This is a genomic window from Streptomyces zagrosensis (assembly GCF_014203645.1).
GTDB classification, from domain to species: domain Bacteria; phylum Actinomycetota; class Actinomycetes; order Streptomycetales; family Streptomycetaceae; genus Streptomyces; species Streptomyces zagrosensis.
The window spans coordinates 581,234-606,656 of sequence record NZ_JACHJL010000001.1; the positions used below are offsets into that span (position 1 = coordinate 581,234).

Annotated in this window: 17 protein-coding genes and 1 pseudogene; 10 read left to right on the forward strand and 8 right to left on the reverse strand. The window is 68.2% G+C overall.

Features of this window, described 5'->3' with window-relative positions:
* Positions 1 to 46 precede the first annotated feature (46 nt).
* The 3 genes from FHS42_RS02455 to FHS42_RS02465 all read left to right on the forward strand — a co-directional run bounded on the left by FHS42_RS02455 (position 47) and on the right by FHS42_RS02465 (position 2,189).
* A complete protein-coding gene (locus tag FHS42_RS02455) occupies positions 47 to 658 on the forward strand; it encodes a cell division protein SepF (RefSeq protein WP_184568788.1) in 612 nt (203 codons plus the stop codon).
* Between the two features lie 66 nt (positions 659 to 724).
* Entirely contained in the window at positions 725 to 1,009 is a 285-nt protein-coding gene (locus FHS42_RS02460; protein WP_184568789.1) for a YggT family protein, read from the forward strand.
* A 49-nt stretch (positions 1,010 to 1,058) separates the two neighbouring features.
* Positions 1,059 to 2,189 (forward strand): DivIVA domain-containing protein, encoded by a 1,131-nt coding sequence (locus tag FHS42_RS02465; protein ID WP_184568790.1) that lies wholly within the window; start codon positions 1,059 to 1,061, stop codon positions 2,187 to 2,189.
* 331 nt (positions 2,190 to 2,520) lie between these two features.
* Here FHS42_RS02465 and ileS read toward each other — a convergent pair whose 3' ends face one another.
* Positions 2,521 to 5,676, reverse strand: coding sequence for an isoleucine--tRNA ligase (gene ileS, locus FHS42_RS02470; RefSeq protein WP_184568791.1), 3,156 nt, complete (start codon positions 5,674 to 5,676; stop codon positions 2,521 to 2,523).
* Between the two features lie 713 nt (positions 5,677 to 6,389).
* Here ileS and FHS42_RS02475 point away from each other — a divergent pair.
* The 4 genes from FHS42_RS02475 to FHS42_RS02490 all read left to right on the forward strand — a co-directional run bounded on the left by FHS42_RS02475 (position 6,390) and on the right by FHS42_RS02490 (position 10,860).
* Complete coding sequence (locus tag FHS42_RS02475) at positions 6,390 to 7,283, forward strand: TraR/DksA family transcriptional regulator (RefSeq protein WP_312866671.1); 894 nt, start codon at positions 6,390 to 6,392, stop codon at positions 7,281 to 7,283.
* Positions 7,284 to 7,365: 82 nt separating this feature from the next.
* Positions 7,366 to 7,980 (forward strand): signal peptidase II, encoded by a 615-nt coding sequence (lspA, locus tag FHS42_RS02480; RefSeq protein ID WP_184568793.1) that lies wholly within the window; start codon positions 7,366 to 7,368, stop codon positions 7,978 to 7,980.
* Positions 7,981 to 8,146: 166 nt separating this feature from the next.
* Positions 8,147 to 9,088, forward strand: coding sequence for an RluA family pseudouridine synthase (locus FHS42_RS02485; RefSeq protein WP_184568794.1), 942 nt, complete (start codon positions 8,147 to 8,149; stop codon positions 9,086 to 9,088).
* A gap of 161 nt (positions 9,089 to 9,249) precedes the next feature.
* Positions 9,250 to 10,860 (forward strand): Na+/H+ antiporter, encoded by a 1,611-nt coding sequence (locus tag FHS42_RS02490; RefSeq protein WP_184568795.1) that lies wholly within the window; start codon positions 9,250 to 9,252, stop codon positions 10,858 to 10,860.
* Positions 10,861 to 10,979: 119 nt separating this feature from the next.
* On the opposite strand, the gene FHS42_RS02495 is transcribed toward FHS42_RS02490, so the two are convergent.
* Positions 10,980 to 12,119, reverse strand: a complete 1,140-nt coding sequence (locus FHS42_RS02495; RefSeq protein ID WP_184569057.1) for a mechanosensitive ion channel family protein — start codon at positions 12,117 to 12,119, stop codon at positions 10,980 to 10,982.
* 63 nt (positions 12,120 to 12,182) lie between these two features.
* Between FHS42_RS02495 and FHS42_RS02500 the strand changes: the two are divergent.
* Positions 12,183 to 12,803, forward strand: a pseudogene (locus FHS42_RS02500) (dienelactone hydrolase family protein).
* An 84-nt stretch (positions 12,804 to 12,887) separates the two neighbouring features.
* Here FHS42_RS02500 and FHS42_RS02505 read toward each other — a convergent pair.
* The 5 genes from FHS42_RS02505 to FHS42_RS02525 all read right to left on the reverse strand — a co-directional run bounded on the left by FHS42_RS02505 (position 12,888) and on the right by FHS42_RS02525 (position 19,434).
* Positions 12,888 to 14,522 (reverse strand): alkaline phosphatase D family protein, encoded by a 1,635-nt coding sequence (locus FHS42_RS02505; protein ID WP_184568796.1) that lies wholly within the window; start codon positions 14,520 to 14,522, stop codon positions 12,888 to 12,890.
* A 346-nt stretch (positions 14,523 to 14,868) separates the two neighbouring features.
* Positions 14,869 to 15,708: a thioredoxin domain-containing protein gene (locus FHS42_RS02510; RefSeq protein WP_184568797.1), complete on the reverse strand. Its 840-nt coding sequence runs from the start codon at positions 15,706 to 15,708 to the stop codon at positions 14,869 to 14,871.
* Positions 15,709 to 15,852: 144 nt separating this feature from the next.
* Entirely contained in the window at positions 15,853 to 16,539 is a 687-nt protein-coding gene (locus tag FHS42_RS02515; RefSeq protein ID WP_184568798.1) for a hypothetical protein, read from the reverse strand.
* A 218-nt stretch (positions 16,540 to 16,757) separates the two neighbouring features.
* Positions 16,758 to 17,849: a thioredoxin domain-containing protein gene (locus FHS42_RS38470; RefSeq protein ID WP_312866673.1), complete on the reverse strand. Its 1,092-nt coding sequence runs from the start codon at positions 17,847 to 17,849 to the stop codon at positions 16,758 to 16,760.
* A 259-nt stretch (positions 17,850 to 18,108) separates the two neighbouring features.
* On the reverse strand, positions 18,109 to 19,434 hold the full coding sequence (locus tag FHS42_RS02525) for a DUF2252 domain-containing protein (protein WP_221475951.1): 1,326 nt from the start codon (positions 19,432 to 19,434) through the stop codon (positions 18,109 to 18,111).
* 189 nt (positions 19,435 to 19,623) lie between these two features.
* On the opposite strand from FHS42_RS02525, the gene dnaE reads away from it, so the two are divergent.
* Positions 19,624 to 23,166, forward strand: a complete 3,543-nt coding sequence (dnaE, locus tag FHS42_RS02530; RefSeq protein WP_184568799.1) for a DNA polymerase III subunit alpha — start codon at positions 19,624 to 19,626, stop codon at positions 23,164 to 23,166.
* A 470-nt stretch (positions 23,167 to 23,636) separates the two neighbouring features.
* Here the strand turns inward: dnaE and FHS42_RS02535 are convergent, their stop codons facing one another.
* Positions 23,637 to 23,810, reverse strand: coding sequence for a hypothetical protein (locus FHS42_RS02535; RefSeq protein ID WP_184568800.1), 174 nt, complete (start codon positions 23,808 to 23,810; stop codon positions 23,637 to 23,639).
* A 258-nt stretch (positions 23,811 to 24,068) separates the two neighbouring features.
* Here FHS42_RS02535 and FHS42_RS02540 point away from each other — a divergent pair, with 258 nt between their 5' ends.
* Positions 24,069 to 25,397, forward strand: a complete 1,329-nt coding sequence (locus FHS42_RS02540; protein ID WP_184568801.1) for an NYN domain-containing protein — start codon at positions 24,069 to 24,071, stop codon at positions 25,395 to 25,397.
* Positions 25,398 to 25,423: the final 26 nt, after the last annotated feature.

Consider the following 25,423-nt stretch of genomic DNA (forward strand, 5'->3'; position numbering starts at 1 on the left):
CATCTGGTGGCGGAAGCGATCCACCACAGAGCGGAGGACGCAGAGAATGGCCGGCGCTATGCGCAAGATGGCGGTCTACCTCGGCCTCGTGGAGGACGATGGGTACGACGGCCGGGGGTTCGACCCCGACGATGACTTCGAGCCCGAACCGGAACCGGAACGTGCGCGGCGGCAGCACCAGTCGGAGGTCGAAACGCGACCGGAAAGGGACGAACCGGTGCGAGTTGCTCATCCACCCGCACAGCGTGAACCGGCTCCTCTCGTCACCGAAACCGGACGTCCCGCCCGAATCGCCCCCGTGGCATCTATCACACCCGAACGTCAAAGCCTGGAGAAGAACTCACCGGTGATCATGCCCAAGGTCGTGTCCGAGCGGGAGCCCTACCGCATCACCACACTGCACCCTCGTACCTACAACGAAGCCCGTACTATCGGGGAACACTTCCGCGAGGGCACACCCGTGATCATGAATTTGACTGAGATGGATGACACTGACGCGAAGCGGCTTGTGGACTTCGCGGCCGGTCTAGTCTTCGGTCTGCACGGAAGTATTGAACGGGTGACTCAGAAGGTGTTCCTGTTGTCGCCTGCTAACGTCGATGTCACGGCGGAGGACAAGGCCCGTATCGCAGAGGGTGGGTTCTTCAACCAGAGCTGAGACGCAACACCAGGCAATCGGCGGCCGCAAGGCCAGGTATGAGCAAGGGGAGAGGGACGCGCGGGGATGAACATCGCACTGGACGTGATCCACGTCGTGCTGTTGGTTTTCCTGGTCGTACTGATCTTCCGACTGGTGATGGACTACGTCTTCCAGTTTGCTCGCTCATGGCAACCAGGCAAGGCGATGGTGGTGGTCCTTGAGGCCACCTACACTGTCACCGATCCGCCACTCAAGCTTCTGCGGCGGTTCATTCCGCCGCTGCGTCTCGGGGGCGTGGCGCTCGACCTGTCCTTCTTCGTATTGATGATCATCGTTTACATCCTGATCTCCGTGGTGAGCGGGTTGTGAACGATACGGTCTTGCCGATTGCCGACGACAACGTTGAGGTGAAGAAGAGATGCCGTTGACCCCCGAGGACGTGCGGAACAAGCAGTTCACGACCGTCCGCCTCCGAGAAGGCTATGACGAGGACGAGGTCGATGCCTTTCTCGATGAGGTCGAAGCGGAACTGACCCGACTGCTCCGCGAGAACGAGGACCTCCGGGCCAAGCTGGCCGCTGCTACCCGTGCCGCTGCGCAAAACCAGCAGCAAGGCATGCGTAAGCAGGAGCCGCAGGACAGGCCCGGCGCCCCCGTGCCCGCTGCCATATCAGGACCGCAGCCGGTGCCGCCGCAGCAGCAACAGCAACAGATGGGCGGCCCGCCCCAGTTGCCCGGTGGTGCACCGCAGCTTCCGCCAGGCCCCGGTGGCCATGGCCCGCAGGGCCCGCACGGCCCCGGCCCGATGGGCCAAGGCGGCCCTGGCCCAATGGGTCAGCACGGCCCGATGGGTGGCCCCATGGGTGGCCCCGGCCCGCAGCATCAGCAGCCCGGGCAGGGCCCCGGCGGCGACAGCGCCGCCCGTGTGCTCTCGCTGGCACAGCAGACCGCCGACCAGGCGATCGCGGAGGCCCGTTCCGAGGCCAACAAGATCGTCGGTGAGGCGCGTAGCCGTGCCGAGGGCCTGGAGCGCGACGCGCGCTCCAAGGCGGATGCGTTGGAGCGGGACGCGCAGGAGAAGCACCGCGTAGCGATGGGCTCGCTGGAGTCGGCCCGCGCCACGTTGGAGCGCAAGGTCGAGGACCTGCGTGGCTTCGAGCGCGAGTACCGCACGCGACTGAAGTCGTACCTGGAGAGCCAGCTCCGTCAGCTGGAGAACCAGGCCGATGACTCGCTGGCCCCGCCGCGCAACCCGGCCACTGCCTCGTTGCCGCCGTCCCCCTCGATGAGCGGCTCCATGGCCTCGGCCGGTGCGAGCGCCATGGGCGGCGGTGGTCACACCATGGGTGGAAACCAGAGCATGGGTGGCAACCAGGGCATGGGCGGGAACCAGGGCATGGGTGGCAACGCCCCCTCGTACGGTGGGCAGCAGCAGATGTCCCCGGCGATGACACAGCCGATGGCGCCGGTGCGACCGCAAGGTCCGCAGCCGATGCAGCAAGCTCCGTCGCCGATGCGTGGCTTCCTGATCGACGAGGACGACAACTGATTAGGCCGCGCAGCGTCGTTGGGCGCTAGTCGTCGGCGGATTTACGGGCCGGGCCCCTGGGACTTCCCAGGGGCCCGGCCCGTTGTCGTGCCGGATTGTGGTGCGTGGCGTGAACGCACGGTGAGTGGATTGTGGTGGTTGGCGTGAGGGAGCGCTCGGGGGTGCCCTGTTGCGCGGCGGTGCGGGCACGACGGCGCCTGCCTGGCGCGCCCCCGCGCGCGATAGCGTGCCTCTGCGCGACACGCTCCTGCCCGGCAACGACCACGCCCCCCGGCCCGCGCGCGGTGTGCGCGGAACGAGGGGCGTGGCCCGGCTCGATGAGCGGTCGGCGTTACACCTTGCGCAACCGGAACGTCAGGCCCAGGGCCTCGTCCGTGAAGGGCTCGCCGAAGCTGTCGTCGGCCGCGCCCTGGGCGAAGTCCGTGCCCAGCACCTCGTCCGCGATGAGCGCGGAGTGTTCGGTGACCGCCTCGGCGGTCTCCGGCTCCGTCACCGACCAGCGCACCGCGATCCGATCCGCCACATCGAGACCGGAGTTCTTCCGCGCCTCCTGGATCAGCCGGATCGCATCCCTGGCCAGGCCCGCGCGGCGCAACTCCGGCGTGATCTCCAGGTCGAGGGCGACCGTCGCGCCCGCATCGGACGCCACCGACCAGCCCTCACGCGGGGTTTCGGTGATGATCACCTCGTCGGGCGCGAGGTCAACGCGCTCGCCGTCGATCGTCACCGCCGCGGTGCCCTCGCGCAGCGCCAGGGAGAGCGCGGCGGCATCGGCGTCCGCAATGGCCTTGGCCACCACCTGGACTCCCTTGCCGAACCGCTTGCCCAGTGCACGGAAGTTGGCTTTCGCCGTGGTGTCCACCAGCGAGCCACCCATATCGGACAGCGAGGCCAGCGACGTCACGTTCAGTTCCTCGGCGATCTGCGCCCGCAGTTCGTCGGGGAGGGTGTCGAAGCCGCTCGCCGCGATCAGCGCCCGGGACAGCGGCTGCCGGGTCTTCACGCCGGACTCGGCGCGCGAGGCGCGGCCCAGTTCGACCAGCCGGCGCACCAGCAGCATCTGTTCCGACAGCAGTGGGTTGATCAGCGCGGGGTCGGCCTCCGGCCACGTCGCCAGGTGCACCGAGCTTGGGGCGTCCGCGTCTACAGACACGACCAGGTCTTGCCAGACTCGCTCCGTGATGAAGGGGACCAGCGGCGCCATCAGGCGGGTGACGGTCTCCAGCGCCTCGTGCAGGGTACGCAGCGCCGCCGCGTCACCTTGCCAAAAGCGGCGCCGGGAGCGGCGCACGTACCAGTTGGACAGGCCATCCACGAACGCCGAAAGCAGCTTTCCCGCGCGCTGTGTGTCGTACGCCTCCAGGGCGGCGGTGACCTGGTCGCTCAGCGCGTGCAACTCGCTGAGCACCCAGCGGTCGAGCAGCGGGCGCTCGGCCGGGGCCGGGTCCGATGCGCTGGGCGCCCACTGGGAGGTACGCGCGTACAGCGCCTGGAAGGCCACCGTGTTCCAGTAGGTGAGCAGCGTCTTGCGCACCACCTCCTGGATCGTGCCGTGCCCGACTCGGCGTGCCGCCCACGGGGAGCCGCCCGCGGCCATGAACCAGCGCACCGCGTCCGCGCCGTGCTGATCCATCAGCGGGATCGGTTGCAGGATGTTGCCCAGGTGCTTGGACATCTTGCGGCCGTCCTCGGCGAGGATGTGGCCGAGGCAGACCACGTTCTCGTAGGACGACTTGTCGAAGACCAGGGTGCCGATCGCCATCAGCGTGTAGAACCAGCCGCGCGTTTGGTCGATGGCCTCCGAGATGAACTGCGCCGGGTAGCGCTTCTCGAAGAGTTCCTTGTTCTGGTACGGGTAGCCCCACTGCGCGAACGGCATCGCTCCCGAGTCGTACCAGGCGTCGATGACCTCCGGCACGCGGACGGCCGTGAGCGCGCAGCCGTCGTGCGGACAGGCGAAGGTGACCTCGTCGATGTACGGGCGGTGCGGGTCGAGGCTCGACTGGTCGCTGCCGGTCAGCTCGCTGAGTTCGGCCCGGGAGCCGACGCAGGTCAGGTGGTCCTCCTCGCAACGCCAGATGGGCAGCGGGGTGCCCCAGTAGCGGTTGCGGGACAGCGCCCAGTCGATGTTGTTGTGCAGCCAGTCGCCGTAGCGGCCGGTCTTGACCGAGTCGGGGAACCAGTTGGTCCGCTCGTTCTCCTCCAGGAGGCGGTCCTTGATGGCCGTGGTGCGGATGTACCACGACGGCTGCGCGTAGTAGAGCAGTGCGGTGTGGCAGCGCCAGCAGTGCGGGTAGCTGTGCTCATACGCCACATGTTGGAACAGCAGGTCACGCGCCTGGAGGTCCGCGACCAGGACCTCGTCGGCCTTCTTGAAGAACTGGCCGCCGATGAGCGGCAGCTCCGCCTCGAACGTACCGTCGGGGCGGACCGGGTTGATCACCGGAAGTCCGTAGTTCTTGCAGGTCTTGAGGTCGTCCTCACCGAAGGCCGGGGCCTGGTGGACCAGGCCCGTGCCGTCCTCGGTGGTCACGTACTCGGCGTTGACGACGAAGTTGGCGTCCGCCAGCTCGACCAGCTCGAAGGGGCGCTGGTAGGTCCAGCGCTCCATCTCAGCGCCGGTGAACGACTGGCCGGTCGCCTCCCAGCCCTCGCCCAGCGCCTTGCCAAGAAGCAGCTCGGCAACGACCAGCTTCTCCTGGCCGTTGGAGGCGACCACGTAGCGAACGTCGGGGTGTACGGCGACGGCGGTGTTGGAGACCAGGGTCCACGGCGTGGTCGTCCAGATCAGCAGCGCGGCCTCGCCGGCGAGCGGCCCGGAGGTGAGCGGCAGGCGCACATAGACGGAGGGATCGACCACCGTCTCGTAGCCCTGGGCCAGCTCGTGGTCCGACAGGCCGGTGCCGCAGCGCGGGCACCAGGGGGCGACGCGGTGGTCCTGGACGAGGAGGCCCTTGGCGAAGATCTCCTTCAGCGACCACCACACGGAATCCACGTAACTCGGGTTCATGGTGCGGTAGGCGTCATCGAGGTCGGTCCAGTACCCCATGCGCGTGGTCAGCTCGGCGAAGGCGTCGGTGTGCCGGGTCACCGACTCGCGGCACTTCGCGTTGAACTCCGCGATGCCGTACGCCTCGATGTCCTTCTTGCCGTTGAAGCCCAGTTCCTTCTCGACCGCCAGCTCCACGGGCAGCCCATGGCAGTCCCAGCCGGCCTTGCGGGCGACGTGGTAGCCGCGCATGGTGCGAAAGCGCGGGAAGACGTCCTTGAAGACTCGGGCCTCGATGTGATGAGCCCCTGGCATGCCGTTGGCGGTGGGCGGGCCCTCGTAGAACACCCACTCCGGGCGCCCCTGTGACTGTTCGAGCGAGCGGGCGAAGACCTTGTTCTCACGCCAGAAGTCGAGCACGGCGTGTTCCAGGGCGGGGAGGTCCACCTGGGCGGGTACCTGGCGGTACAGCGGCGGCTGGGACGGCTGCGACGTCATGAAACTGTCTCTTCCTCCGGCGGAACGGCTTGCGTGGTCCGTCGAAGGGACGAGAGCAAGGTTGCTCCCGCGGTACCACCCTCCTTGGCCGTGAACACCGTTCACGGCCCCCTCATTGGGGTCGCGCTGCCGGCTCTACTCGCGTCCGTCCGCTACGGGAGCGGGGAGCTTTCCTCCGGCGGCTCTGGGGTGATCTTCACGTCGCGCTGGCCTCCGGGCTCACACCATCCCCGGATCGCTCCTGGCTGCGTACGGCGCTACTCGTCCCCTTCTACGCCTCTCGCTGCGCTCAGTGTACGGCCCGTGCGGTGGGCGGCCGACCGTGTTTTTCTCCCCACCGCGCTGCCCTTCTTGCTGCGCTCTTGCACTCGCCTCTTCCCGCGCTCTCGCTCTTGTCGCAGGCCGCCTGGCCTTGGCTGCTGTCGTCCCGTGGCTCTCATCGGCACCTCACCCACCTGCCGATCTGCCCGACTCCGGCGTGCGGTGGCCATCGCGGCGGCGGGCGCGATCGAGGTCGGATTACCCCGCGTGCCGTGGGGCACAACGGTTGAGACCGGTCTGCCAGGTGGCGGGCCGCATACCGCGTCTTGTCGGGTGGAGGTGCCCGGGGCTTCGGAGGGCGGCGTGCCCTGTTGCCGCGTGGTGGGAGTCGTTTTATCGTTCCGGCACGATGCGCGCGCAAGATCACAGTATGTGAAGGGGGCGCGGCCAAGGTGGTGAGGAAGACCGCCGTGCAGCAGTCCACGGCGTCGGCCGGGCGGGCCGCACCCGCGCCACACACATCCTCCGCAACGTCGTCGTCGCCCGGGCAGCAGGCGGCATCGGCACGGAAGGACGCACCTGCCATCCGGGGCGCACCCGAGCGAAAGACGACACCGGCAAAGAAGGCCACCACGGCAGCTGAGGCACCGGCTAAGGCACCGGCTAAGGCCCAAGCCAAGGAGGCCACCGCGGCGGCCCCGGCAAAGGAACGCACAGCACAGGAGCGCGCAGCAAAACAGAGCGCAGCAAAGAAGAGCGCAGCGAAGAAGAACACAACAAAAAAGAACACAGCCAAGAAGGCCGCACCGGCCAAGAAGGCGGTGCCCGCGAAAAAGACGGGAGCCAAGAAGGTGGCTGCTAAGGAGACTCCGGGTGGGGCGTCGATCGGCAAGCGGGCCGAGCCGGAGGTGGGCGCGGTGCCGGGAGCCCGGGTGGCTGCCCCCGCGGAACCGGGCGAGCTGGCCATCCGGCCGGACGAGGACCCCTGGTCACCGGCCGAGGTGGACCAGGCGCGTACCACGTTGGAAGAGGAGGCACAGCGGCTGCGCTCCGAGATTCAGGCATCGGAGGAGGCGCTGAGTGGTCTGCTGCGAGATTCCGGCGATGGGGCAGGCGACGATCAGGCCGACACCGGCACCAAGAACGTCACGCGCGAGCACGAGATGGCGTTGAACAGCAACGCTCGCGAGATGTTGCTCCAAAGCGAGCGTGCGCTAGCGCGGCTTGAGGCCGGGACGTACGGGTTGTGCGAGAACTGCGGCAATCCGATCGGCAAGGCCAGGATGCAGGCCTTTCCGCGGGCCACGCTGTGCGTGGAGTGCAAGCAACGGCAAGAACGCCGCTGACGATGGCGTAACGGGGGTGTCGTACGCTCGTGCTCTACCAGGGTGGCTTGGCGCCCGGGGGAAGCGACGTTGAGGGACTCACGTGACAGAGGCGGAGCAGGCCATCGGAACGCCAGAGCCGGAGAAGGCCGAAGAAGCCGGCGCCTCGGCAGAGCCGGCGAAGGTGGAAGAAGCCGGCGCCTCGGCGGAGCCGGGCACGACCGGCGGGCGGGGCGAGCGGCGCATTCTTGTGCTGCTCGCGGTCGCCGCGGTCGCCTACCTGCTCGATCTGAGCACGAAGATCATTGTGGTGTCCCAGCTTGAGCACGAGGGTTCCATCGATGTGCTGGGGAGCTGGCTGCGGTTTGAGGTGGTGCGCAACCGTGGTGCCGCCTTCGGCCTCGGCGAGGCGATGACCATCGTCTTCACCTGCATCGCCGCCATCGTGATCGTGGTGATCGCCCGCATCGCCCGCAAGCTGTACAGCGTGCCGTGGGCGATCGCGCTGGGGATGCTGCTCGGTGGGGCGCTCGGCAACCTCACCGACCGACTGTTTCGTACCCCCGGCGGGTTCAAGGGCGCGGTGGTTGACTTCATCGCGCCCGCGAACTTCGCGGTCTTCAACCTCGCCGACTCCGCGATCGTCTGCGGCGGCATCACGATCGTGATCCTCTCCTTTCGTGGCCTGGACCCAGACGGCACGGTGCATCCGCACTGACGTCGGACGGTGAGTAACCCCACCCGACGTCAGTGGCGCCACGGGCGCCACGGCCCAGTTGGCTCCGGGTTCGCGGGTCGTTGACCGTGTCGCTTGTCGGTCCCGCACGGTATGGGGAACAGGACGGGCGTACGAAGACGCGGTGGCCGTCCGGCATACTCGTTGGGTGAGTACGCTTCCCGAAATCCGCACGCTGCCCGTACCCGATGGCCTAGAGGGTGAGCGTGTCGATGCCGCACTCGCCCGAATGTTCGGCTTCTCCCGCACCAAGGCGGCCGAGCTGGCCGCCGCGGGGAAGGTGCGGGTGGACGGCTCAGAGGCCGGGAAGTCCGACCGGGTCTCCGGCGGGGCCTGGCTTGAAGTAGAGATGCCGCAGGCCGCGCCGCCCGTGCAGATCATCGCCGAGCCCGTCGATGGCATGGAGATCGTGCACGACGACGAGGACATCGTGGTCATCGTCAAGCCGGTCGGCGTTGCCGCACACCCGAGCCCCGGCTGGAGTGGCACCACCGTCATCGGTGGCCTCGCCGCCGCCGGCTACCGCATCTCCACCTCGGGCGCCGCCGAGCGTCAGGGCATCGTGCACCGGCTCGACGTGGGCACCTCGGGGCTGATGGCCGTCGCCAAGTCGGAGCGCGCGTACACCCTGCTCAAGCAGCAGTTCCGCGAGCGCACGGTGGACAAGCGGTACCACGCGCTGGTGCAGGGCCACCCGGACCCGATGAGCGGAACCATCGACGCGCCGATCGGCCGGCACCCCACCGCCGACTACAAGTGGGCGGTCACCGCCGATGGCAAGCCCAGCGTCACGCACTACGACCTGATCGAGGCGTTCCGGGCCGCGAGCCTGCTGGACATCAAGCTGGAGACCGGGCGTACGCACCAGATCCGGGTGCACATGGCCGCGCATCGCCATCCGTGCGTCGGCGACCTCACCTACGGCGCAGACCCGACCCTTGCCCAGCGATGGATGCTCTCCCGGCAGTGGCTGCACGCCATGCGGCTGGGCTTTGAGCACCCGGCGGACGGGCGCTGGGTGGAGTTCGAGAGCACCTACCCGCAGGACTTGCAGCAGGCGCTGGACCGGGTGCGGGCGGAAAGCGCCTAACCTGCACGGCCCCACCGCCGATGACATGGCGGTGCGGGGCTGGCTGGTGGTCCAACGGAGCGCGGAGTGCGCCTCACGCGAGGGCTCAGTGCGGTATTTGTCGTACCGCATGGCAGGCTTGAAGCCGTGATCGTCTGACCGACTCCGGAAGGGCACGGCCCGTGGATCAGCTAGCCCTACTGCTCCTCTTGCTGCTCGGGGCCGTGGTGATGGTTCCCGTTGGGGAGCGATTGAGCCTGCCACCACCGGTGCTGATGACGCTGATCGGTGTGGCCCTCGCGCTGCTGCCGTGGGTGCCCAACGTTCGGGTGCCGCCGGACCTGATCCTTCCGCTGGTGTTGCCTCCGCTGTTGTACGCGGCCGTGCAGCGCACCTCGTGGCGGCAGTTCGTGGCCAACAAGCGGGCCATCTTCCTGCTCGCCGTCGCCCTGGTCTTCGTCACCACCGCCGCGGTGGCGGCGCTCGCGCATGCCATGGTGCCCGGGCTGCCGGTTGCCGCCGCCGTGGCGCTCGGCGCGCTGGTCGCCCCACCGGACCCGGTCGCTGCCACCGCGGTGGCGGGGCGGCTTGGGCTGCCGCGCCGCATGGTCTCCATCTTGGAGGGCGAGGGGCTGTTCAACGATGTCGCCGCCATCGTGCTCTACCACGTGGCGATCGCCGCCGCCGTCAGCGGTAGCTTCTCGCTGCCGAGCGCGGCCGGGACGCTGGCGCTCTCGGCGGTCGTCGCGGTCGCCGTCGGGCTCTTGCTCGGCTGGGCGACGTCCAAGCTGATGGGGCTCCTCGATGATCCGACGCTCCAGATCGGGCTGACGCTGCTTGTGCCCTTCGCCGCGTACGTACTGGCCGAGGAGTTCCACGGCTCGGGCGTGCTCGCGGTGCTCACCACGGCGCTCTTCTTGTCCGAGCACGCGGCCGACGCCGACGACGTGTTGGGCCGGCTGGCCGGGCGCACCTTCTGGGAGGTGGTGGACACCCTGGTGACCGGCGTGGCCTTTGGGCTCATCGGGCTTGAGCTGCATGCCGTCGTGGGCACCGCGGCTGGACGCTGGGACGAGTTCCTTGGCACCGGTGCGGCCATCGTCGCGGTCGTGGTGGGGATGCGGCTGCTGTGGCTGCTGCCCGCGGCGTGGCTGGCCAAGCGGTTGCACCAGCGGCGGGATTACGACGAGGACATCCCGATGAGCTGGCGGGAGACGGTCATCATGTGGTGGTCGGGGATGCGCGGCGTGGCATCGGTTGCGCTGGCCCTGGCCATTCCGTTCACCGTGGACGACGGCGGCGACTTCCCGGCCCGGGACGAAATCTTGTTCATTGCCTTCTCGGTGGTGCTCGCCACCCTGCTCATCCAGGGGCTCAGCCTGCCGTGGCTGGTGCGCCGGCTGCGGGTGAGCCCCGATGCCAAGGCGGAGGAGGCGTTCGAGCGGGAGCTGGCGGAACGGGTGCTGAAGGCGACCCGGCGCCGGCTCAAGGAGATCGAGGAAGAGGAGGATCTCCCGGATGAACTGCTGGAACAGCTCGCCCGCCGCGCGTACGACCTCGGCGCCCGCATCTGCCCCGACATCGTCGCGGACGACCGGCGGGAGAGCCACGAACGGCGGGTGGCGCGCGGCAAGCGGCTCCAACACATCCACGGCGAGCTGTTGTCGGCGGCCCGGCACGAGGTGCTGGCCGTCCGCAGCGAGCCAGGCGCCGACCCGGAGATCACCGACCGAGTGCTCCACCAGCTCGACATGCGCAGCCTGCGCGGGACCCTGCCGCCGGATCGGCCCTGACGCGGGGTGCGGCTATGCCGACGCCGACGCCGACGCCGACGCCGACGCGAGACAGCGGTGCGGCGGTGTGGTGGCGCAGCGGTGCGACAGCGCGGCGGTGCGGTGCGGTGCGTAGGGGCTTACGACGAGGCTGCGCCCGCAGCGCCCGCAGCGCCCGCAGCGCCCAGGACGTCCCCGGGGGACTGCGGTGCGGGCCCCTGGGCCGGAAGGTGGCCGGTGTCCCGCCCGGGGGCGGGGGCGGTGAGGATGCGCGGCAGGGCGTACGGGTGCTCGTCGCGCAGCCACGTCAGCAGCCGCTCACGGATCTCGCAGCGCAGCGTCCACAGGTCATCCGCGTTGCGTGCAGTGGCCAGCGCCCGTACCTCGACGGTGCTGGGCGTGGTGTCGGTGACGAGCAGGTTCCAGGCCCGGCCGTCCCACGCCTGGCAGTCGTCGAGTACCACCCGAAGCCGCTCGCGCATCTTCTCCACCGGCACCGCGTGATCGAGCTGGAAGAACACGGTGCCGGTCATCTGAGCGCCGCCGCGCGACCAGTTCTCGAAGGGCTTGCTGGTGAAGTACGACACAGGCATCGTGATCATCCGCTCGTCCCAGGTGCGGACGACCAGATAGGTGAGAGTGATCTCATCCACCGTGCCCCACTCGCCCTCGACCACCACGGTGTCCCCGATGCGCACGGTGTCCCCGAAGGCGATCTGTAGCCCGGCGAAGAGATTGCCCAAGGTGGACTGGGCGGCGATACCGGCGACGATGCCGAGCACACCGGCCGAGGCCAACATCGAGGTGCCGAACGCCTGCATGGCCGGGAACTGGAGCAGCACCACGGAGGCTGACACCACCCCCACCACCGCGGCGACCACCCGCTGAATCAGCGTGAGCTGGGTACGCACCCGGCGGGCACGCGCCGGATCGCGGCGGCCGGTGGCGTAGCGCGCGTAACTCGACTCGATCACGGCGGCCGAGATCCGCACCGCGAGCCAGGCCACCATGACGATGAATATCAGGGTGAGGACGAGGCCGATCGCGTCCCAGTGGCTGTCCTTGTCGAGCAGCTGGGTCTCGCGGTACGAGCCGTGTATGAGCCCTGTGCACATCGCCACCTGAAAGGGGTATCGGCAGCGGCGCAGCAGCCCCCACAGCGGCGTCTCGGGGTGGCGCTGGTCGGTCTTGTTCAACAGCCGATCGACCACCCAGCCGACGACGACCGTGAGCGTGACCGAACCGCCGATGACGATCAGCGGTCGCAGCACGTCCTCCATGGACACTTCAGCTCCTCTTCGGGTCCTCTTCGCGGGTCACCGTCCGCCACCGTAACTGGCACGATGGGATACCTACGAAACAGCGACAGGGATGTGACTCCAGTGGCCCGGCCATCGACAATTGTGCTCTTCCACTCCGCGTATGGGCTGCGCCCTGCCGTGCACACGGCTGCCGAGCGGTTGCGTGCCGCGGGCCATGAGGTGCACCTGCCCGACCTCTACGAGGGTTGAACCTCCGAAACCGTCGAAGCCGGCATGGCGATCAAGGACGCGATCGGCAAGGACGAGCTGCTGTTGCGCGCCGTGCGCGCCGTGGCCCCGCTTTCCGAGCGTGGCCTGGTGTACGCGGGCTTCTCGCTCGGCGGCTCGATCGCGCAGACTCTCGCACTCGGCGACACCAAGGCGCGCGGGCTGCTCCTGCTGCACGGCACGTCGGACATCGCGGACGACGCTGCCACGGACGGGCTGCCGGTGCAGTTGCACGTGGCGGACCCGGACCCGTTCGAGCCGCACGACTGGCTCAACGCCTGGTATCTGCGGATGGGCCGGGCCGGCGCGGACGTGGAGGTCTACCGCTACCCGGGCGCCGGCCACATCTACACCGACCCGGACCTGCCGGACTACGACGAAGAGGCCGCGGAAAGCACCTGGAAGGTGGCGCTGGGGTTCCTGGACGAGCTGTAGGGGGCTCGGGCCCCCGAGGAGCCCCCGGGGGCGGTCGGCCCGCGGGGCCGCGCCCGCGACACCGCACCCCCGGCTCTGGCCGTGTCAGCGCACCGGCTGGTCGGCCCGCTCCAGGCGTTGGGTGCCCGACTGGGTTCGGTAGGAGCGAGCCCAGGAAGTGGTGGCGTTCGGGTCGGTCTTGTCGGAGATGGTGAAGTAGTCCATCTGCGTGCGCTCCGCCGTCACATCGACCACGCCGTAGCCGTGTGAGTCCATGTCCAGCCACTTCACATGCCGGTTGGCGGCCTTGATCGCGGTGACCCCGGCGAGCGAGAGGGTGTGTGGGGCGACGTGCAGTAGATCATCGACATTGTCCGAGGTGACCGACGTGACCACGAACTCGGTGGCCACGGAGGGCGAGAGCGGGTACGTCGCGGCCTTCGCCGGCACGTCGTTGGCCCAGGCCATATGGATGTCGCCGGTGAGGAAGACCGTGTTGTCGATGCTCCGCTCGCGTAGGTGGCCCAGCAACTCGCGGCGGTCGTCGGTGTAGCCGTCCCACTGGTCCACGATGGGCGCGATCCCCTCGTTCGGCAGCCCCACCAACTCGGCCAGCGGCTTCAGCAGTTGGGCAGGGAGCGCGCCGAAGGCGAACGGGGAGATCATCACCGAGGTGCCGACGAGCTTCCAGCGCGCGCTGGAGGTCGCGAGCCCGGCCTTGAGCCAGTCGAGTTGGGCTCGTCCGGTGATCGTGCGATCCGGGTCGTCCACGCTCCCGCTGCCCGCCGTCACCTGCTGGGAGCGGAACGAGCGCAGGTCGAGCAGGTGCAACTCGGCCAGTGAGCCGAAGTGCAGCCTGCGGTAGGTGGTGCCCGCCGTGCTCGGCCGTACCGGCATCCACTCGAAGTACGCCTGCTTTGCCGCCGCCACCCGGGCCGCCCACTCACCCTCGGTGCCCGGGGTGTGGTTCTCCGCGCCCCCCGACCAGGCGTCGTTGGCGAACTCGTGGTCGTCCCAGATGGCGATCACCGGATGCGCCGCGTGCAGGGCCCGTAGATCGGCGTCGGTGTGGTGGTTGCCGTGCCGAACGCGGTAGTCGGCGAGGGTGACGATCTCACGGGCGGGGGAGTGCCGGCGCACGCCGTACTTCGCCGCCGGGTAGGTGCCCGCGGGGTACTCGTAGAGGTAATCGCCCAGGTGCAGCACCGCGTCCACGTCCCTGCGGGCCGCCAGATGCCGGTACGCGGAGAAGAACCCGGCCTCCCAGTTCGCGCACGAGACCACGCCGAAGCGCACATTGCCGTCCGAGGTGTTGTGCGCCGGGGCGGTCCGGGTGCGGCCCACGGGGGAGACGGCGTCGCCCGCCGCGAAGCGGTAGGAGTACGCGGTGCCGGGCCGCAGCCCGCGCACATCGGCCTTGACGGTGTGGTCGGCGTCCACGGTGGCCTTCACCCTGCCGTGCGCGACGACGGTGGCGAAGTCCTCCGCCTCGGACACCTCCCAGGTGACCTCGACGGCCGGCCCGCGCCCGGACCCCGGCACGGCGTCCGGGCTCGGGGTGACTCGCGTCCACAGCAGCACGCCGTCGGGCAGCGGGTCACCGGAGGCCACGCCGTGCAGGAAAGCGGGGCCATCGGTCGCGGCGTGCGCGAGGGAGAGGCCGGCCAGGGGCAGCAGGGCCGCTGAGGCCGCGACGGCCGTAACGGCGGAGCGGCGAGATATGGCGTCTTGAGAGGTCACGGCCGATGACCATACTGGCCGGTAGGCGTCAGTGGCAGGCTTGCGACGAGATGTGGCGTGCTCGACACCTGCTGGTCACGCCAGCGATGCGCAGGGCCCGGAGCCGGACGGCCCCCGTTCACGAGCGGTATGCGCCCATCGAGGCACCAGCACGCGGCCGGCGTCGAGACGAAGTCCCGTGCTGGCACTGCCTATGCGGACTGAACTGTGCAACCGTCGTTTCGCGGCAGCGCTCCGTACGGGCGGCTTGTTCGGGGCAACGTTTAGGGCAGCGTTCCGTGCGGGCGGCTTGGGCGACGGAGCCCGGCGTGGGTGGGCGGCAGCGGCCCACCCACGCCCCGCACCCTTACTTCTTGGGGAACTTCTCGTCCATGACCTTGATGTAGTCCTCGGGGGCCATGGGCGTGTCCTTGCCGTTCACGGTGACCTTCTCGCCGTTGTGCATGAGCGCGGGCGTGCCCTGAATGTTGTTCTTCTTGAAGAGCTTGCCCATTTCCAGCGCCCACTTGTCGTAAGTACCGTCCTTCACGGCCTTTTCGAACTTCTGGTTGCCCTTGAGCGCGGGAACCTGCTTGGCGATCTCCAACAGCTTCTTGTCGTTGGAGTACTGGTCGTCGCGCTCTTCCGGGTGGTTGTCCTTGGTGAAGAGCGCCGTCTTGTAGTCCAGGAAGGCCTGCGGGCTGACGTTCAGCGCGGCGCCGAGCGCACTGACGGCGTTCTTCGACCCGCTGCCTCCGGCAATGTCGTCAATGAAGTTGACCAGGACGAACCGCACCTTATAGCGGGCGTCCTTGGTGTCCTGGTCCACCTGCTTGCCGTTGAGCTGCTCGAAAGTCGCACACGCGGGGCACCGCGGGTCCTCGTAGAGGTCGATGGTCTCCTTGGCCTTCTCGTCGCCGATGACGATCGCCGTGCCCTTGTCACCGGTCGTGTTGGCCGGCTGCGCATACGTCTTCTTCGCGGCGGCGGAACGCCATTCCGGACCGCTCATCTCGCTGTTCTCGCTGCCGCCGCCCATGTTGGCGACCGCCACGCCGATGCCGCCCGCCACGGCGAGGACCGCGACGATGGAGCCACCGACGACGAGCTGCCGACGCACCTTCTCCTTCTTCGCCTGCTTCTCCCGCTCGGCGCGCAGCCGCTCTCGGGCCGCCTGCTTGTTCTGCTGGTTGTTTCGATTGCTCATGACTGTGTTCTCCGTCGTCGTATGTCTGAAGTCGGCTGCGGCGACTGGCGGTGATCGCCAATGCGCCGGTGCGCGCAGTGCCGTAGGTCCGCGAGATGGCGGCGGCACGCGGCGCGGTGCCCGGGGCGCCTAGGGGCGCTGTGCTTAGGCCAGGGCCCAGACGGGCGGCGGGCCGCGTCTGACGACGGAGTGCAGGAGGAGCGGCAGGCTGCGCGCGGTCAGCGGACGGCACGCGGGGCGGGTGGCCGAGCGGGGCAGCCGGTCGGTGACGACGGCGGCGAACGCCACCAGGAGCGGGCGGAACGCGAAGGAGGTGAGGGCCCGTACCACTTGGCTCAGCGCGGCCTCACCCCGGCGCAGCCAGGCGGCGGCGATCAGACCAACCGCCACATGGGCGGTGAGGAGCAGCCAGGGCGCCACCGAATGAGCGCTTGCCGAGGCCGTGACGGCGGCGCTACCGCCATCGGCGGTCAGTTGGGCCAGCGGGGAGCCGACATCGCCGCCGTGGCACAGCAGATCTACGCCCATCGTGCGCAGCGGACCTGCGACGGGCCCGCCCGCCTGCCCGTAACAGGCGTGTTGACCGGCGGTAAAAACGGTGTCAGCGGCCAGTTCAAGCGGAATCAGCAGGGCGGCGATCGCACCGTAACTGCGCTCACGGCCCGCCAGCGCGTAAGCGATGCCGAAGACGACACCGCACAGCAGCACGATGATCGGCAACGGGAGCGGGGCTCGGGAGAGCAGCACATGGGAAGCAGCGGACAGCGTCACGCACAGCGCTGTGAACAGCGCTGCGCGCACCGCTCGCAACCGTGCCGCCGATATGTCCATCGCCCGAGAGTGTGCCACGGGCGCGGATAAGTGGCGTGTCAAGATTCGGCATCGCCGTGCAGGTCGCGGCGACAGGGCCGCTCAGCCGCGCCGGTGTGGCGTATTTCACATTACTTTTTCGGAATTGATCATACGGTGTCGTGGCGGGAGCGGGCGGCGGGCGTTTCAGCCCGCGCCCGCCGCGCGCCTGGCCGCATCGCGAGCGGTGGCCGCGAAACCTAGATGCGCCCGTCCACCGCTGCGGTGAACTCCTCGGCGGTCATCGGAGCACCCATGCCGTTCGCGGTCAGCTTCTGGCCGTTCAGTTCGACGGTCGGTGTGCTCTGCACCGCGCTGGCGGTGAACGCCGCGGACATCTTCAGCGCCCAGGCATCGAAGGTCCCGGCGCGCACATGGGCCTGAAACTTGGTGTTGGTCTTGAGCTCGGGGACCTGGTCGGCGACCTTCAACAGGTGGGAGTCCTGCGCGAAGGCGTCCGTGCCCTCCTCGGGGTGGTTGCCCTGGGCGTAGAGGGCCTTCTTGTAGTGGAGGAACGCCTCGGGACTGACGTCTAGGGCCGCCCCCAGGGCGCTGAGGGCGTTCTTGGAGCCGTTGCCGCCCATGGAGCCGTCCAGGAACGTGGCCATGTGGAAGGACGCCTTGTACTTGCCGGCCTTGACGTCCTTGATGATGGTCTCGCCGACGTTCTGCTCGAAGTGCGCGCACGGCGGGCAGCGCAGGTCCTCGTAGACGTCCAGGGTCGCCGAGGCATCGGATGGGCCGATGATGACCGTGGTGCCGTCCACGCCCGTGCTGTTCGCGGGCTTGACGAGCTTTCCGGGCGGCTCCTGAGCGCCACCGCTCGGGCCTCCCGTATCACCGCCGGTGCCGCCCGAAGTGCTGGCGTCGTCGCCGTCGTTGCCGCCCGTGAGCGCCGGCTTTCCGGCGGTTGCTGTGTCGTCATTCGCGCTGCTGCCGCTGTTTGCGTCATCGTTGCCCAGCACAAGGAACGCGGTGGCCGCCAGCGCGATCGCGGCGATCGACGCGACGACGGCCATGGTCGTGCGGCGCGTCGAGCCGCCCTTGCGCGGTGCGGGCACCCCGGGCTGACCCCACTGCGGGTCGCCGGGCCCCTGCGGTTGCGGGTACTGTCCCGGCTGTTGCGGGTACTGGCCTGGCTGCTGTGGGTACGGCCCCGGCTGCTGTTGCGGGTAGGGGCCTGGCTGCGCTGCCGCCGGCTGCTGAGCGGGCGGAGGAGGCGGGAACGGCGGGCTGGGAGGCGGTCCTTGTGGGTTCTGCTCTTCCCCGGGCTGCTGCTGACCTGGCTGCATGGCGAGCAACCATAGCGGGGTCGGACACGGGTTCGGCCCTCACCGGCGCGTTGCCGCAGCGCCCGCCCAACGCCTACCACCGCCTTCGTGCAAGGTGGTCTAGGCCTACCCCCATGGATCGGCTCACGCCCAACCCTCCATGGGCCCGCTCGCGCCCCCTGGGGACCGGCTCGTACCTCCATGGGGCCGTTCGCGCTTCCCGTACGGGGCAGCGCAGCCAGCAGCGCGAGCCGACCGTTGGCTGCCCCGCGGGGCTGGGTCACAGACCCGGGATGGCTCCGTTGCGGAAGAGGTCCACGAAGATCTGGTGATCCGCCCGGGCCCGCGCGCCGTAGGAGTGCGCGAAGTCCACCAGCAGGTCGGCGAAACCGTCCTCATCGGCGGCGATCGCCGCGTCGATGGCGCGCTCGGTGGAGAACGGCACCAGCGAATGGCCGCTCTCGTCGTCGGCCGCCGCGTGCATCGTGGCGGTGGCGCGGCCTAGGTCGGCGACGACCTGGGTGATCTCATCGAGGTCGTCGATGTCCGACCAGTCCAGGTCAACGGCGTACGGCGACACCTCGGCCACGAGCTGGCCCGAACCGTCCAACTCGGTCCAGCCCAGCCACGGATCGGCGTGCGCCTGAAGGGCGCGCTGCGAGATGACCGTGCGGTGTCCCTCGTGCTGGAAGTAGCTGCGGACCCGCTCGTCGGTGATGTGCGAGGCGACGGAGGGGGTCTGCGCCTGCTTCATGTAGATCACCACGTCGTTCTCCAGGGCGTCGCTGTTGCCCTCCAGGAGAATGTTGTACGAGGGCAGGCCCGCGCTGCCGATGCCGATCCCGCGGCGGCCCACGACGTCCTTGACCCGGTAGGAGTCGGGCCGGTCCAAGCTGGACTCCGGCAGCGTCTCCAGATAGCCGTCGAACGCCGCCAGGACCTTGTACCGGGTGGCCGCGTCCAGCTCGATGGAGCCGCCGCCCGCGGCGAACCGGCGCTCGAAGTCGCGGATCTCGGTCATCGACTCAAGCAGCCCGAATCGGGTGAGTGAGCGGGCGTCGCGCAGCGCGTCGAGCAGCGGCCCGTCCGCGGTGTCCAACGTGAACGGTGGCACCTCGTCGTCCTTGGCACCGGAGGCGAGGGCCGAAATCCGCTCCCGGTAGGCGCGTGCGTACGCGCGCACCAGCGCCGTGATCGTCTCGTCGCTGAGTGCCTTGGTGTAGCCGATCAACGCCACGGAGGCCGCGAAGCGCTTGAGGTCCCAGGTGAAGGGGCCCACGTACGCTTCGTCGAAGTCGTTGACGTTGAAGATGAGCCGACCGTTGGCATCCATGTACGTGCCGAAGTTCTCGGCGTGCAGATCGCCGTGCATCCACACCCGGCTGGTGCGCTCGTCCAGATACGGACCGCCGTCCCGCTCGTCCTCAAGATCGCCGTAGAACAGGCAGGCCGTGCCCCGGTAGAAGGCGAACGCGGAGGCGGCCATCTTCCGGAACTTGACCCGGAAGGCCGCTGGATCGGCGGCGAGCAGCTCGCCGAAGGCGGTGTCGAAGACGGCGAGAATCCGCTCGCCACGCTGTGCGGCCTGGCCGTGCTCGGTCGCCATCGCTTGGTCCTCCTGGGGTGCGTCGCATGGAACTGCTGTTCCGCCGGTACCAACGCGCAAGGCTATCCGCGAGTGCCCGCATGGTGTCGGTCGCTCGACGTAGACTTCAGAGCCATCTTTCCCTCCTGACTCACCCTGCGGGGAGGAGGGGAACAGCCGTCACCCACTGTTCGCCGGAGGTCTTCCACCGTGGCCAAACCGCCCTTTACGCATCTGCATGTGCACACTCAGTATTCGCTGCTCGATGGTGCGGCGCGACTGAAGGACATGTTCGATGCGTGCAAGCAGATGGGCATGTCGCATATCGCGATGACCGACCACGGGAACCTGCATGGTGCCTACGACTTCTACCAGCAGGCGACCAAGGCAGGCATTACGCCCATCATCGGGATCGAGGCGTATGTGGCGCCCGAGTCGCGGCGAAACAAGCGGCGTATTCAATGGGGTCAGCCGCATCAAAAGCGCGACGATGTGTCGGGTTCGGGTGGCTATACGCATAAGACGATCTGGGCGGCCAGCCAGACGGGGCTGCACAACCTTTTCCGGTTGTCGTCGGATGCGTACAAGGAGGGGTGGTTGACGAAGTGGCCCCGGATGGACAAGGAAGTGATCGCCCAGCATGCGGAGGGTTTGATCGCCTCCACCGGGTGCCCGTCGGGTGAGGTGCAGACACGGCTGCGGCTCGGGCATGCGGATGAGGCGTTGAAGGCGGCGGCCGAGTATCAGGACATCTTCGGGAAGGGCCGGTACTTCCTGGAGTTGATGGACCATGGCCTGGATATCGAAAAGCGGGTGCGGGACGGCCTGCTTGAGATCGGGAAGAAGCTGGGTATCCCGCCGCTGGTGACCAATGACTCGCATTACACGTATGCGCATGAGGCAGCCGCCCACGATGCGTTGTTGTGTATTCAGACGGGGAAGAACATCTCGGACCCGGACCGGTTCCGGTTCGATGGGACGGGTTATTACCTCAAGTCCACGGATGAGATGTATGCGGTGGACTCATCCGACGCATGGCAGGAGGGGTGCGCCAACACGCTGTTGGTGGCCGAACAGGTCGATACGACAGGCTGGTTCAAAAAGCGTGACCTGATGCCCCGCTTCGATGTGCCCGATGGTTACACCGAAGTCTCCTGGTTCCAGGAGGAAGTCAAGCGAGGCATGGCCCGGCGCTATCCGGCAGGAGTTCCCGAGGATCGGCAAAAGCTGGTCGAGTACGAGATGGGCGTCATCATTCAGATGGGGTTCCCGGGGTACTTCTTGGTGGTTGCCGACTTCATCATGTGGGCGAAGAACAACGGGATCGCGGTGGGCCCCGGGCGCGGTTCGGCGGCCGGTTCGATCGTGTCGTACGCGCTGGGGATCACCGACCTCGACCCGATCGAGCACGGGCTGATCTTCGAGCGGTTCCTCAACCCCGAGCGGGTGTCGATGCCCGATGTCGATATCGACTTCGACGAGCGTCGGCGCGCCGAGGTGATTCGGTATGTGACCGAGAAGTACGGGGCCGACAAGGTCGCGATGATCGGTACGTACGGCACGATCAAGGCGAAGAACGCCATCAAGGACTCGTCCCGGGTGCTCGGCTATCCGTACGCGATGGGCGACCGCATCACCAAGGCCATGCCGGCCGATGTACTCGGAAAGGGCATCAATCTCGCCGGCATCACCGACCCCTCCCACCCGCGCTACAGCGAGGCGGGCGAGGTGCGGGCGATGTATGAGAACGAGCCGGACGTGAAGAAGGTGATCGACACGGCAAAGGGTGTCGAGGGCCTGGTGCGGCAGATGGGTGTGCACGCGGCCGGCGTGATCATGTCCAGTGAGACCATCACCGACCACGTTCCGGTCTGGGTGCGGCACTCCGACGGCGTGACGATCACGCAGTGGGACTACCCCACCTGTGAAGACCTCGGCCTGCTGAAGATGGACTTCCTGGGCCTGCGCAACCTGACGATCATGGATGACGCGGTCAAGCTCATCAAGCGGAACAAGGGCATCGACATCGAGTTGCTCTCGCTTCCGCTCGATGACCCGACGACCTACGAACTGCTGTGCCGAGGCGACACGTTGGGCGTCTTCCAGTTCGACGGCGGCCCGATGCGGTCCTTGCTGCGGCTGATGAAGCCCGACAACTTCGAGGACATTTCCGCCGTCTCGGCCCTGTATCGGCCGGGCCCCATGGGCATGAACTCGCACACCAACTACGCGCTGCGCAAGAACGGCCAGCAGGAGATCACCCCGATTCACCCGGAGCTTGAGGAGCCTCTCAAGGAGGTCCTCGGCATCACCTACGGCCTCATCGTGTACCAGGAGCAGGTACAGAAGGCCGCGCAGGTGCTCGCCGGCTACTCGCTGGGACAGGCCGACCTGCTGCGGCGTGCCATGGGTAAGAAGAAGCAGGAAGTCCTCGACAAGGAATTCATTCCGTTCCGGTCGGGCTGCCGCGAGCGCGGCTATTCGGACGAGGCGGTCCAGGCCGTGTGGGACGTGCTGGTCCCCTTCGCCGGGTACGCGTTCAACAAGGCGCACTCATCGGCGTACGGCCTGGTCACGTACTGGACCGCTTACCTCAAGGCCAACTATCCGGCCGAATACATGTCCGCGCTGCTGACCTCGGTGCGCGACGACAAGGACAAGTCCGCGGTCTACCTCAACGAGTGCCGCCGCATGGGCATCAAGGTGCTGCCGCCGAACGTCAACGAGTCGGAGGCGAACTTCGCCGCGCAGGGTGACGACGTGATCCTCTTCGGCCTCACCGCCGTGCGCAACGTCGGCCAGAACGTTGTCGATTCGATCATTCGCAGCCGCAAGGCGAAGGGGAAGTTCGCGTCCTTCCCCGACTACCTTGACAAGGTCGAGGCGGTCTGCTGCAACAAGCGCACCACTGAATCGCTGATCAAGGCCGGCGCCTTCGACGAGATGGGCCACACCCGCAAGGGCCTCACCGCGCACTACGAGGTCATGATCGACAACGTGGTTGCGGTGAAGCGCAAGGAGGCAGAGGGGCAGTTCGACCTCTTCGGCGGCATGGGGGATGACAGCGGCGACGACACGCCTGGCTTCGGACTCGACGTGGAGTTCTCCGACATCGAGTGGGACAAGTCGTATCTGCTCGCCCAAGAGCGGGAGATGCTCGGTCTTTACGTCTCGGACCACCCGCTGTTCGGCATCGAGCATGTGCTCAATGACAAGGCCGACGCGGCGATCTCGCAGCTCACCGGCGGTGAGCACGCGGACGGTGCGATCGTCACCATCGGCGGCATCATCTCCGGCCTCCAGCGCAAGATGACCAAGCAGGGCAACGCCTGGGCCATCGCCACCGTGGAGGACCTCGCGGGCTCCATCGAGTGCATGTTCTTCCCCGCCACCTACCAACTCGTCTCCACCCAACTGATCGAGGACGTCGTCGTCTTCGTCAAGGGCCGGCTGGACAAGCGTGAGGACGTGCCCCGGCTGGTCGCCATGGAGATGATGGTCCCCGATGTGTCTGAGGCGTCCGCCAATGCGCCGGTCACCATCACCATCCCCACCGTGAAGGTCACTCCGCCGCTGGTGGAGAAGTTGGGCGAGGTGCTGACCCATCACCGCGGCTCCACCGAGGTGCGGATCAAGCTCCAGGGCGCGCGCAAGACCACCGTGCTGCGGCTCGACCGGCACCGGGTCACCGCCGACCCGGCACTCTTCGGCGACTTGAAGGTGCTGCTCGGCCCGTCCTGCCTGGGCGCGTAACGACAAGCCCGGTCGTTCGCGCCCCCGCTACCGGGGAGTGGGTGGCCGGGGCCGGGGGCGGCGGCCGTACGGCGCGTCGGCTGTGCCGGTGCCGGTGCCGGTGCCGGTGGTGTTGGTGGTGATGGTGATGCCAGTGGCCACGGTGCAGGAGTAGCGGCCGTGCGTAGCGTGGTGGTGGAGGCATCGGAAGAGGGCGCGTTCTTTCGTGAACGCGCCCCCTTTTTGAGCTCTTTCTTGCAGTTTTTCCTTGTGTTTTACGGGCCCTTTTCCTCTGTTGCCCCGGGTTACTGCCGTGCTTTTCCTACGATTTCTCGCGTGCCGGCACCGCGTATGCAGGGCGGCTCGGTCATTGCTCGCCGCGTACTTAGCTGCGTCGCGTTCGTGGGACGGGAGAGTCCTCACAGGGGCTTGTGAGGGGCATGGTGAGGGCGGAGTCGGTCGGTCGGCGGTGGCCGCGCTGATGCGGGAAATCAGTTGTGTCCGAACCTGCGCTGATGCTTGCGGGCCACATCCGCCGGGCTTCCCTGTGCCTGCGCTTGGCCTGGGGACTGTGCCTCCACAGCGGACTTTTGGGCCTGCTGCTGGCTGCGTTCGGCGGCGCTGGCCTTCTGTTGCTGATTTCGCTCGCGCTTGTGCTTGCCCATCGTCGTGCCTCCAGTGAGAGGGTTACCCCCTGGAAAAACACCCTGGCACGACCATCAGAAGCCTGCATTTCGGGCAATTACCCTGTGTGAACGGCGCGATGGGCTAGGGCCTTCCGTATCCGCCACGCCGATGATCGAGTTCGGGCTGATAACCCTCGTACGGTCGGGCAGACTCAAAGGAAAGCCGAGGCAAAATGCCGGGGCAGGGCTGTGCCGGGGGGCTGCCGCACACTGGACCGTGAGGAAAGAGGGTGGAACGTGGACCGCTGCGTCGTCCTGGTGGACGCCGGGTATCTGCTGGGCGCCGCCGCGAGCCTGCTCGCCGGGGAACCTGCCCGCTCCCGCATCACCGTCGATCACACCGCCCTCATCAAGGGGTTGCGCGACCGCGCCGAGGCCGACACGGAACGGCCGCTGCTGCGTATCTACTGGTTTGACGGCGCCCCCGATCGAGTGCCGCAGCCCGAGCACCGCCGACTGCGCGTGATGCCTCGGGTCACCGTCCGACTCGGGGCTCTGACCCGCAGCGACGGCCGTTGGGCGCAGAAGGGGGTGGACGCCGCCATGCATGCGGAACTGACGGAACTCGCCCGCAACCGAGCGTGTTCCGACATCGTTCTCGTCACGGGAGACGGCGATCTGCTGCCCGGTCTGATGTCAGCCAAGGAACACGGCGTAGCCGTGCACCTGTGGGCGGTCCAGGCCGCTGACGGCGACTACAACCAGTCCGAGGACCTGGTCGCCGAGGCCGATGAGCGGCGCGTGCTCGATCGAACGTGGATCACCCAGGCGGTACGGGCCAAGGAACTCGGCGGTCCCTGTGCGTCCAGCTCCGAGCCCCGCCCCGAGATCGCCGCCATCCTTTCCGCACCGCTACCCGAGACGGCCGCCGCCGCTGCCGCTGCCGCCGCCGGATCGCAGACCAGCCGCCCGACCGGGCGCAACGGCACGGCACGCCCCGCGCCCGCCGGGTCCACCAGCACCGACCAGCGGGACGCCGACTCCGCGGCGGCCACCGAAACGACTCCCGCTGACGGCACCGCCGGCAGCGGCAGCAAGGGGGGCGGCGTCCCCACGCCCAAAGACCTCGCCGGGCTCGGGCGGCCGGGCGCGGCGGCCCTCGGCGCCGCGGGCTCCCAGCCTCCCCAGCCGGTAGCTACCGCCACGCTGCGCTGGTCATCGGACAAGGGGTGGGTGGAGCGGGGCACGGCCGCCGCCACCGGCGAACCTTCCGAGACCGCCTCGCTGCCGATGCTGGCCCAGCTCACGACGGCCGAACAGCGCTGGGCCGACCGGGAAGAGGACATCACCGCCGTCAGCGGCGACCCCTTCGAGGTCGGGCAGGTCTTCGCCAGGCGCTGGATCGAGCGGCTCTCGGACTCCGTGCACGTTCAACAGCTCTCCACGGAGTACCCGCGCATTCCCCACCGTATCGACGGCGAACTGCTGCGCTACGCGGCCCGTTTCGGGCTGCTGGCGCACAAGGACGACCAGATTGACGAACACGACCGCTACGCGATCCGAGCCGGCTTCTGGCGTGAAATCGACACTCGGATGGCGGTAGATCACGCCCCCGCCGTGCAGTAGCCACCCCGGAACCCGCCCTGTCGCGC